A 10231-nucleotide genomic window follows, 5' to 3' on the forward strand; every position below is an offset into this window, starting at 1 on the left:
CGCCATGATGTCGGAGGCGGTGATCTCGGGCGCGCTGTCCTCGCCGCCCGGGATCAGGTTCTTCAGGACGTCCTCGGCCTGCCGCCGGAGGCAGCTACTGGGTGTCAGGTCCTCTCCGTTCGCAGGCCGTGGGGCCCGCGGAGACAGTCTCGCAAGCCATCGCCATGGTTTTGGAGCGCCTTCCGGTCGGCTGCGGGCCGGCCTTCCTCGGCACTCCAGAGGAACTCGCAGTCCACGAGGCGATGCAAGAGCCGCTCGACGGTTAAACGGCAAGCTGAGGGAGCTACGGGCAATCGCCGAGCAGGCCCGACTGGCAGCGGATCAGGCTGAGGCCGCGCTCCTGGACGCTGCTGTCGAGTTCATGCTGGGCAAGGTGCTGGACCCCGGGGGATCTCTGGAGACCTCGGAGATCGCAAACGTGTCTGGCATTCGTTCGCGGGCCCTGAGCAAGGCCGCAGGCTCTTCGCCTCGGTACCCCGAACTGCCGGAGGCGGCGAGGGAACGGGAGGAAGGGTGAGGTCGCCAGCACGGTAACCGGCCCACGCGGAGTCGATCTGAAGCCGCGGCCGACCAGACCGCCGGTCACCGTTGGTCGGTAGCCGTCGGCCGTCTCTGGCGCAGACCGTCGCGCGGCCGGCCGTCGTGGCGGCGATGCCTGTCAGGGGTGCCAGTGGGGGTCGTGCAGTCGCGCCAGGTTCTGACGGGCGAACATCTCCGCCTTGGTCTGGTCGACTATCCTGGCGGCCGCCAGGTCGTCCAGGATCTCCCAGTACGCCTCGATGGCCTCGTGCCGGAAACCGCCGGCGGCCAGGGCGAAGGCGAGGTTGTTGCGTGTCACGATGGTGGCCTGGTCCGTTGCGCCGAAGGTCTCGACTGCCTGCGTGGCGAGCTGTTGGAGCAGCGTCAGCGCGCTGAGGAGGTCGCCGCCGCAGCGGTGCTGCTCGGCGACCGCGAGCCGGTAGCTGAGCGTCTTGCGGTCGGTCAGCGGATCCCGGCCCAGGTCGGCCGCGCGCCACCCCGCGATGGCCTGCAGAGCCACCTGTTCCGGCGTGTCCGCGTCGCCCGTGCCCGGCTTCCGCTGGGCACCGGCGGCGCTGAGCGTCCAGGAGGCCAGCCGCGTCCTCAGCTCCCGGACGGGCGTCTGCGGCGCGAGCAGCCAGCAGGTGGCGTCGTCGATTCCCAGCCCGATCACGCTTGCGGCGTCGCCGGCCTCCCATGCGCGGTTCAGGTTCGGGAAGTTGAGAAACTCCCAGCTGTGCGCCTTGCCCTCGACGTCCCCCACCGTCAGAACGTAGAGCCAGGTGAGTGACGGCCAGCTCACGGAGATCAGGCCGCGTAGCGGCCGTCCCACCGACAGGCCCGCTAGGGCGACGTCCAGCCGCAGACCCTCGATCAGGCGCGGGTGTCGCGGATGCCCGCCGAGATAGGTCAACCCGGTGACGCGTAACCGTTCCATCGTCCCCTCCCCGTCGGCCGCCGACTGGCACCGCCGCGCGCCGCACCACCATCCTGCCGCGCCGCCCGGGGTCCTGTCCTCGTGATGTCCTTACCAGAGACGGCTGGCGTGCACACAAAGCAGCGGCCGTTTCCATCGGAAACGGCCGCTGCTATGGTCTCAGCCCGCTTCCGCTCGCCGAGCCCGGCCGGGTCGGTCGCGAAGGGGAACAGCGCCTCCGGGCGCAGCTACTCCCCCACGGCATTCAGCCGAGGGCAGGGCGAGCTCGCGGGCCATCCGAGACGTCGGCGCCGAGCACACCAGGCTGCTGAGGATCGTGCGCGAGCCGGGCGCCCGCAGGGGACACGGTCTAGCGTCCGCACGCTGAGTCATCAGACAATCACCGCAATGATGTCCGGGCTGTAGGGGGAGGACGCATGGGTGTGTTGTGGACGCTGGAGCCGGCGACGGCGGCCAAGCACCGGCTGTATCAGCGCTACCTGGACGCGTGGTGGCCGATTCTCCTGCAGACCTCCCAGAAGACCGGGTACTCCCGGCCGCGGGTGACGCTGCTGGACGCGTTCGCCGGCCCCGGCCGGTACGAAGGCGGCGCGCCCGGCTCACCGGTCTTCATCCTCGACCGCCTACTCCACCACCACGCCGTGGACCGCATGAACCTCAGCCCCCGGCGGGTCCACCTGGTTTTCATCGAAAGAACCGGGCTCGCCACGAACACCTGCTCGGCGAGCTGCACTCCCGGTTCGGCCCACTCAAGGACCTTCCGGTGCGGGTAGAAGTGCGCCGTGGCGAGGCCGGCCGGGACAGCCTGCCAGTCCTGGATGCGCTTGGAGCCTGGGGCCACCCCATCCTGGGGATCTTCGACAGTTGGGGCAGCGTCAATGTGCCCCTCGAGGTCATGTCGCGCGCATCGCCCGCAACAAGTCCAGCGAGGTCATCACCACCTTCGGCCCCAACTGGTTCAGCCGCCGCGACGAGCTCATGGCTTTGTTCATGTCCAGCGGGTTCTGGCACAGATCTTGGGGAGTCGTCGCAGAGCGTTACCTTGATGTTCGATTGCGAGGAGACGGGTTCGCGTGAGACCGCGTACGCCTTGTCGTCCGACGATCAGAATTGACGCTCCCTCAGGTGTCTGCCGACGGCTGCTGCGGTCGGTTGTGGACGGTGATGGTGCTGGTCATGCAGACCGATGCACCGTTCTGGGACTCGCTGGTGTTCGCCGGGATCGACGAAGTGGGTATCGAGGCGGTGACGGCCGCGTTCGGCACGGTCGAGGTGGTGGCGAGAGGCCGCGCGGCCGGCTCTGCATGTCCGGACTGCGGCCGCTTCTCGGAACGAGTCCACGACCGATACCAGCGCAGGCTGAAGGACCTTCCGCTCGCTGAACAGGGTTTCGTGATCCGGCTGACGGTCCGGCGCTTCATCTGCGGAACGGCGGACTGCCCGCGCCGGACGTTCGCTGAGCCGTTCTCCCGGCTGGCCGCACCGCACGCACGGTTCACGACGCGGCTCAACCACGTCCTGGAGCGAGTGGGGCTCGCGCTGGCCGGGCGGGCCGGAGCTCGGCCGGCTGCCCAGCTGGGCTTCGGCGCGGGAAGGATGACCTTGTTACGCAGGGTCATGGCATTGCCCGAACCACGGTTCAGCACGCCACGGGTGCTGGGCGTCGACGACTTCGCGATCCGTCGCGGCCAGACCTACTCCACCGTCTTGACCAGCGTCGAAGACCATCGCGTGGTCGATGTACTCCCGACCCGCGAAGCCGGGACACTTGCCGCCTGGCTAGTCCAGCACCCAGGCGTGGAGATCATTTGCGGGGACCGAGCCGGCGCCTACGCCGAGGGCGCCCGCCGCGGTGCCCCCGACGCTCTGCAGGTCGCAGACCGGTTCCATCTGTGGCAGGGCCTCGGCCGAGCCGTTGAGACTTGTGTCGCCGCCCACCGCGACTGCCTGCGCAACCCGTCGCCCACAGGCACGCTGCCAGGCGCGACCCGTCCAGACCTCGGTCGGCCGCAGGACGACTCGGCGCCCATCGGCCGGCGGGCCGAGCGGAAGAAGGCAGCACATGCCCTCGTCCACGAGCTCCTCGCCCAAGGCCACTCACGCCGGGCGATCGCCCGGCACCTGGGCTGGGGCCTCAACACCGTGCTCCGGTACGCGAACGCCGCACGCTGGCAGGACACCCTCCGCGACAACCGGCCGCGGCCCAGCAGACTGGACCCCTACAAGCCCTACCTGGAGCGGCGATTCGCCGCGGGATGCACCAGCGTCGCCCGACTGCACGACGAATTGGTTGCTGAGCACGCTCCTGTCACCTACGGCATGGTCCGCGCGCACATCGCCACTTTGCGCGGGGCTCCATTCGAGGCGCCGCTCCGGCCTCCGACGGTGCGGCAGGTGACCGGCTGGATCAGGCGATGCTGCACCTTCCTCCCGGAGCCAAAAGGGACTTGGATCGACTGATCACGCGCATCGATGAGGAATTCGAGCGCCGCACCTTGCCGGAGCCCAACTACATCGAGTGGGCAATGGACGGCTGGTGGTGGACCAGGATGCGTGAACGCTGACGGACCCGGCCTCGTGTCCCTTCGCTGGAATCGAACGACACCGTTACCGTCCGCCACGGCTCCCCAAGACCTGTGCCAGAACCCAGAAATGGCGGCACGGTGGCGAGAGGCGTCGGCTCTGTCACGTCAGGACGACGCAGCCCCGCCGCTCCAGCTCGCTGAGGAGTGGTAGCGAGGGATCGACCTCGTTCCAACGCAGATCCAGCTTCTCCAGCGATGGCATCAGGGCGAGCCAGTCGGGAAGCCGGCCAAGGCGGTTGCTCCGCAGGTCGATCTGACGCAGGCGCGGGAGGCCGGCCAGTGACTCCGGCACCGCGTCCAGGGAGTTCTCGCGTAGGTCAAGGTGGCGTAGTTCGTGCAGGCTGACCGCCGACATCGGCAAGTCCTCGATCGCGTTCCCCCGAAGCCATAGCTCACGCAGGTTGCAGAGCTGGCCGATGGCATCGGGCAAGGTGATGAGCCGGTTGTGTTGCGCCCTGAGCTCGATGAGGCCGCTCATCCCGCCGATGGTCTCCGGCAGGGTGGTGAGGGAGTTCTCGCCGACGTTGAGGTAACGCAACCGGGTCAGGTTTCCCAGAGAGTCCGGAAGTCGTGTCAGCTGGTTGTCGTGGAGGTAGAGGCAGCCACTGAGCTCGGTCAGCTTGCCGAGTTCTTCGGGCACCGACGTCAGCGCGTTGTGGCCCAGGTCCAGGGTGTTCAGCTGGTGAAGGTGCCCGATGTCTGGAGGGAGGGCCGTAAGTCCGTTGTCCGCGAGGATCAGCACGCGGAGCTCGGTCTGTCGCCAGACCGACTCGGGCACCTCTCCGAGCTCTTGGCGCCACAGGTTCAGTGCGTGCCTCACGGCCATCCCCCTTCATCGATCCTCCTGGGCTCCGATTCTCGTCCGGGATCTCGGGTCCAGCAGGCAGTTAAGACAAGATCAGCCGGCCTTGGCCGATTCCTCGGCGCGGGCTCGTGTGCTGGCAAGGCGGTAGGAGTCGGTGCCGGTTTCGATGATGGTGCCGTTGAAGGTGAGCCGGTCGACGATGGCCGCGCAGAGGCGGGGGTCGGTGACGTCTTGGTCCAGCCGCCGAAGGACTCGTTGGAGGCGATGGCGACGCTGTTCTTCTCCTCGCGTTCGGTCAGGACCTGGAAGAGGAGTTCGGCGCCGCGGCGGTCGAGTTCCATGTATCCGAGTTCGTCGATGCAGAGCAGGTCGACGCGGCCGTAGCGGGCGATCGTCTTGGAGAGCTGCTTCTCATCAGCGGCCTCGACGAGCTCGTTGACCAGCTTCGTCGCCAGCACGTACTTGACCCGGTAGCCGGCCATCGCCGCCTCGGTTCCCAGCACGATCGGCATGTGGGACTTGCCGGTCCCGGAGTCGCCGATCAGGCAGAGCGGCTGGCTCTTCTTGATCCATTCGCAGCTGGCGAGGGGTGTGGATGGTGGCCGCGTCGAGGTTCGGGTTCGCGTCGAAGTCGAAGGTCCGCAACGACTTGTCCCGAGGGAACCCGGCCGCCTTGATCCGCCGTTCCGACCGGCGCCGGGATCGGTCGTCGCACTCAGCCATCAGCAGCTCGGCGAGAAAGCCGCGGTAGGTCATCTGATCCTTCAGCGCCCGGTCGGCGATGTCGGAGAACTCGTTTCTGATCGAGGGAAGCCGCAGCAGGCGGGGCAGGCGGTGTCGATGGCCGTGTTGGCGGCCTGCTCGGTCAGTCCTCGCTGGCGGGGCAGGGTCACTGTGCTTCTCCCTCGCGGTGTTCACCGCCGCTGGCGCGACGGCGTCGGAGCAGTTGGTCGTAGTGGGTCACCGAGGGCAGCGGCCTGGTGTCCGGGGGAAGATGCGCGAGCCGCCACTCGTGCAGAAACGTCACGGTGGCCGAGCCCGGGGCTCCGGCCGGCTCGTCCTCGGCCTGGGCGATCTTGCGGGCTTCCAGCGCGACCGCGTCTGCGGTCAGGGCTCCGGCCCGCAGGGCCATCGCGAGGCCGGCGACCAGGTGCTCGTGCGGCAGGTGGCGGGCCAGCAGCAGCACCTCGATCAGCGCTCTCGTCCCGGCCGTGTCTCCGTGGGCCTTGACCGCTGCGGCCCACCAGGCGTCATGAACCGGGGTGAACTTGCCCGCCGAGCGAGCCTGTTCGAGCGCGGTGGCGCCGGGGAAGGCGCCCGGCTTGCGGATCAGGGCCTCCAGGTAGTGGTCCAGATCCAGGCGGCAGCCGCCCTTCGCGATCAACCGCTCATGCCGGGCCACTTCCACGTTCCGGTCGTAAACCACCAGGTGAGAGGCGTGCAGCACGACCCGGACCCGCTTGCCGATCAGCCGGACCGGCACCGAGTACCGGTTCGTGCGGACCGCGATCTGGCTATCATGGTCGACCCTAGGAGTGAACAACCGGCCCGTCTCGAACGGTTCCTCCGGCAGCGGCATCAGCAGCGGCCGCTCGACCTCGAAGTACTCGTCGATCGTCCGCGGCCGCGAACCGATCCGGCGCCGCCCGTCGTGAAGATCCCACTGATCCACGAGTTCGTTCAGCTCGGCCAGCGAGTCGGCCTCGGGCACCGGCGTGAAGTGGTTCCGGCGGAAGTAGCCGATCTGACCCTCCACCCCGCCCTTCTCGTGGGCACCGTCGATGCCCGGCCGGCAGTAGAAGCTCTCGATCCCGACCTGAAGGCGATCCACCGGTCGGCCTCCATTCTGGCCCGGCTCAGCCCCAACACCTGGGCGACGGCAGCCTTCAGGTTGTCGTAGCGGACATTGCTCCGCGGGACCCCGCCCAGCGTCCGCAGGGCGTGAACGTGCCCTTCGAAGAAGGCTTCCTGACCGCAGGACGCGAAGACGCGATGGACGGCCTTGCCCGAGTAGGACAGGCGAAAGGAGAACAAGTAGCAGGTCACAAGCTCGCCGGCGAGCCGGATCGTCACGTCGCCGAAGTCGACCTCGGCCTCCATGCCCGGCTGGTGGGTCTGCGGGGTGAACGCTTCGACCGGGGCCTTCCCCGACTCGACGAGGATCTGCGGCTTCCGGTCCGAGACGTAGCGCCGGACCATTTGGTAGGAGACGTCCGCGGCGTGTTCCTCGACCAGGCGGTGGAAGATCCGCGTGATCGTGTGCCGCTGCTTGCGCGGCGCGTCCAGATCCGCCTGCAGTCGGCCGCGGCGGCAGCTGCTTCCGCGGCTCCGGCCAGACCGAGTCCACGGCCTTGCGGATCGTCCGCCACGACACGTTGTACTTGCGCTCGATCTCCCGGATCTTCACCCCGCCACGGTGGTCACGCCGGATCGCCGCGTACAGCTCGACCTTCGACATCTGCGGCATGACCAGGCCCTTTCACCAGGAGCACCCCGATGCTGCCCTGGCAAGAACCCCGGTGACTTCAAAACTCGGGTTCTGGCTCAGGTTTTGGGCTCTGTCGCTAATTTGGGGGTAGTTGGGCAACTATCCGATGTGATGGGTGGGATTCAGGTCGGGGATCTTCTTCTGCCGGGTGTCGCGGTGGAGGTCGACCAGCTGGTGCTGTCGGATTGGAGGTCCGGGTCGCCGTGCGGTCAGGGGCCGTGTCGGCGGCCTGTCCCGGATGAGGGCGGAGATCTTCGAGAGTGCACTGCTACTACCAGCGGACTCTGGCGGATCGTCCGGTCGCCGGCCGGCGTGTGCGGATCGAGCTACGGGCGCGTCGACTCGTCTGCGGGAACGGGCAGTGTGACCGCCGGACGTTCGCCGAACAGCTACCGGGCCTGACGCATCGCCACGCACGCCGCACCGACGCACTCACCGCCCAGCTCACCGACGTGGCCCTGTTCCTGGGCGGCCGGCCAGGCGCTCGCCTGTTCCAACGCATGACCATCGACACCTGCGAAAACACTCTGCTCCGGCTGATCCGTAAGCTGCCGCTCCCCTCGTCGGGATCGGTGCCGCATCTCGGCGTCGACGACTTCGCCGTTCGCAGGGGACGGACCTACGCGACGATCCTCATCGACATGGCAACCCACCGCCCGATCGACGTCCTGGCCGACCGGGCCGCAGCGACTTTCGCGTCCTGGCTGCGGGACCATCCTGAGGTCCGGATCGTCTGCCGTGACCGTGCAGGCTCCTACCGAGACGGGGCCCAGGTCGGTGCCCCGCAGGCCATGCAGGTAGCCGATGCCTGGCACCTCCTGAACAACCTGGCGCAAGCAGTCGAACGCGTCATCGGGCGTCATCGCGCTGACCTGCGACAGCCTCTCACCTCCCACGATGACCGGACCGACGACGGCCCGGCCTCCGAGGGCCGCGACCATGAAGAGCTGGACATCCACGGGCGGCCACGACCTCTGGTCGCTCGCACGCGCGATCGCCACCAGCAGATCCACGAGCGCATCGAACGCGGTGACAGCCTTCGCGCCATCGCACGCGACCTGCGGCTCAGCCGCGGCACAGTCAACCGCTTCGCGCACGCCGCAGGAGTCGATGAGCTTCTCCTCGCGGCCATTCATCGACCCGTGCTGATCGACGATTACCGCCTCTACCTGCACCATCGCTGGATGGAAGGCTGCGCCAACGCCTCCGCGCTCACCCGGGAAATCCAGCGCCTGGGCTACCGCGGCAACGTCAACACCGTCCGCCGACACCTGAAGCCCTACCGCAACGGCGCGATCCCACCCACCGCTCCCTTGCCACACCTGACCGTCCGCAGGGTCACCGACTGGATCATGCGCCGACCCGAGCGCCTCAACGATGTTGAGCGAAAGGGTCTCGACGAGCTGTGCGAGCGGAACCCAGCGCTGGCGACGACCGTCGATTACGCACGCCGCCTGGCACTCATGGTCCGCGACCGCCGCAGTGAACACCTCGCTCTCGACGTCTGGATGGCCGACGTCCGCCTCGATGGACAACGCGAACTCCGCACCCTGGCCAATGGCATGCGACGCGACCGCGCGGCCATCCAGGCCGCCCTCACCACGACCTACACTTCCGGAGCGGTCGAGGGCAACGTCACGCGGGTCAAGCTCCTGAAGAGACAGATGTACGGCCGCGCCAACTTCGATCTCCTGCGACGCCGCATCCTGCTCTCACCATGATCAAGAGGCCACTACCCCCAAATTAGCGACAGAGCCCGGAAAAGGGTATTGCGTGTTGAACCTCTCCTTGACCAAGAGCGGTTCGACGGAAAAGCAATCGGGGGATAGAAATCCGGGGGAATCTTTCGGTTTCCACGCCTGTTTAGGTTGCCCTTTCGGGCTTCCCCCTTTGCGACTACGCAAAGGACGATCTCGTATGAATCGCAAGACTCTGCGCATGGTGGCTGTTGCGGCTATGGCCGCGATAGCCATCGGAGCCGGCTCCGGCCTGGCCCAGGCATCTGAGGCCCGTCAGCCGGCGAGCGCAACTCAGCCAGTTGGGGTGCTGGGCGCTTCCGACACTCGTGTGCTGCCGGCCGACACGGCCTTAGTCGCCGAACTCTCGGCCACGGACGCCCAGTCTCTGCGGGCTGTCGAAGCCGGGCCGGGCAACAACACCCACGCGCCCGCCGCGGAGCAGGCATGGCCGCTGGCCGTAGCAGCCCTCGCGGCCCGCTACGGCCCTACGCTCATCCGAGGCGCCATCGCTGCCTCGAAGAATGGTGTCGGCGCCCTCAGGGCGTACCTCAAGACCACGAAGCTCGCCCGTGACCCCAGCGAGATGCAGGCCGTCATCAACACGATCATGCAATTCTTCGGAACGCCGCCGATGGCCGCACCCGGGAACCGCATCTGATCTACAGGAGGCAACCGCAGTCATGACAGAGGAACGCGACCGCTTCGCCCTCCCCCAGCAGACCCGATGCAGGATATGGGTTGTCGCAGCCGCCGTTTTCCTGATCGTGGGTGTGATATCGCCTCAGGTCACGCCGTTGATGCTGGCCGCAACCATCCTGAGCCCGCTCGGGCTCTATATGAGTGTCGAACTCATCGGCTCGCCCATGAGTCTCACCGATCAGCTGAAGTTCTCCTGGCTCCGTGCACGTGACTCGGTCCGCGCGGCATTCAGGCAACCCGGCGAGGTTTTGGCCCTGGCATGCGTTGCACTGGCCTGGCTGTTTCTGGCAATACGGGCCATCACCTGATCCGAGGGGGGGGGGGGGGGGGGGGCGGGGGGGCGGCCCCCCCCCCCCCCACCCCCACACCCCCCCCCCCCCCCCCCCTCCGGCCCCCCCCCCCCCCCCCCCCCCCCCCCCCCCGGAGAATCCACCCCCACCCCCCCATCCGAGATTGTCC

At 67.9% G+C, this 10231-nt stretch carries 8 protein-coding genes and 3 pseudogenes; 7 read left to right on the forward strand and 4 right to left on the reverse strand.

Going from position 1 to position 10231, the window contains the following annotated elements; translation table 11 throughout:
- Window positions 1–44 precede the first annotated feature (44 nt).
- Window positions 45–266: pseudogene (locus NOD94_RS38020) on the forward strand (DUF6193 family natural product biosynthesis protein); the annotation flags it as partial.
- A gap of 392 nt (window positions 267–658) precedes the next feature.
- Here NOD94_RS38020 and NOD94_RS38025 read toward each other — a convergent pair.
- Complete coding sequence (locus NOD94_RS38025) at window positions 659–1456, reverse strand: hypothetical protein (protein WP_281210815.1); 798 nt, start codon at window positions 1454–1456, stop codon at window positions 659–661.
- 416 nt (window positions 1457–1872) lie between these two features.
- Here NOD94_RS38025 and tcmP point away from each other — a divergent pair, with 416 nt between their 5' ends.
- On the forward strand, window positions 1873–2229 hold the full coding sequence (gene tcmP, locus NOD94_RS38030) for a three-Cys-motif partner protein TcmP (RefSeq protein WP_281210816.1): 357 nt from the start codon (window positions 1873–1875) through the stop codon (window positions 2227–2229).
- Window positions 2230–2581: 352 nt separating this feature from the next.
- A complete protein-coding gene (locus NOD94_RS38035; protein ID WP_281210817.1) occupies window positions 2582–3916 on the forward strand; it encodes an ISL3 family transposase in 1335 nt (444 codons plus the stop codon).
- Window positions 3917–4141: 225 nt separating this feature from the next.
- Here NOD94_RS38035 and NOD94_RS38040 read toward each other — a convergent pair whose 3' ends face one another.
- The 3 genes and pseudogenes from NOD94_RS38040 to NOD94_RS38050 form a co-directional block, all read right to left on the reverse strand.
- The gene (locus NOD94_RS38040) at window positions 4142–4867 is read right to left on the reverse strand and encodes a leucine-rich repeat domain-containing protein (protein ID WP_281210818.1); all 726 of its coding nucleotides are present in this window, start codon (window positions 4865–4867) and stop codon (window positions 4142–4144) included.
- A gap of 72 nt (window positions 4868–4939) precedes the next feature.
- A pseudogene (istB, locus tag NOD94_RS38045) lies at window positions 4940–5739 on the reverse strand (IS21-like element helper ATPase IstB).
- A complete protein-coding gene (locus NOD94_RS38050; protein WP_281210819.1) occupies window positions 5736–6677 on the reverse strand; it encodes a hypothetical protein in 942 nt (313 codons plus the stop codon). The pseudogene istB and the gene NOD94_RS38050 overlap by 4 nt, the downstream one beginning before the upstream one ends.
- Window positions 6678–7588: 911 nt before the next feature.
- Here NOD94_RS38050 and NOD94_RS41515 point away from each other — a divergent pair.
- From NOD94_RS41515 to NOD94_RS38065, 4 genes and pseudogenes are all read left to right on the forward strand, one after another.
- Window positions 7589–8206: pseudogene (locus NOD94_RS41515) on the forward strand (ISL3 family transposase); the annotation flags it as partial.
- A gap of 312 nt (window positions 8207–8518) precedes the next feature.
- The gene (locus tag NOD94_RS41520) at window positions 8519–9055 is read left to right on the forward strand and encodes a transposase (RefSeq protein ID WP_348652376.1); all 537 of its coding nucleotides are present in this window, start codon (window positions 8519–8521) and stop codon (window positions 9053–9055) included.
- A gap of 196 nt (window positions 9056–9251) precedes the next feature.
- Entirely contained in the window at window positions 9252–9731 is a 480-nt protein-coding gene (locus tag NOD94_RS38060; protein WP_281210821.1) for a hypothetical protein, read from the forward strand.
- 22 nt (window positions 9732–9753) lie between these two features.
- Window positions 9754–10080 (forward strand): hypothetical protein, encoded by a 327-nt coding sequence (locus tag NOD94_RS38065; RefSeq protein ID WP_281210822.1) that lies wholly within the window; start codon window positions 9754–9756, stop codon window positions 10078–10080.
- Window positions 10081–10231: the final 151 nt, after the last annotated feature.

It is taken from the genome of Streptomyces sp. Isolate_45 (assembly GCF_024721315.2).
In the GTDB taxonomy this organism is placed as follows: Bacteria; Actinomycetota; Actinomycetes; order Streptomycetales; family Streptomycetaceae; genus Streptomyces.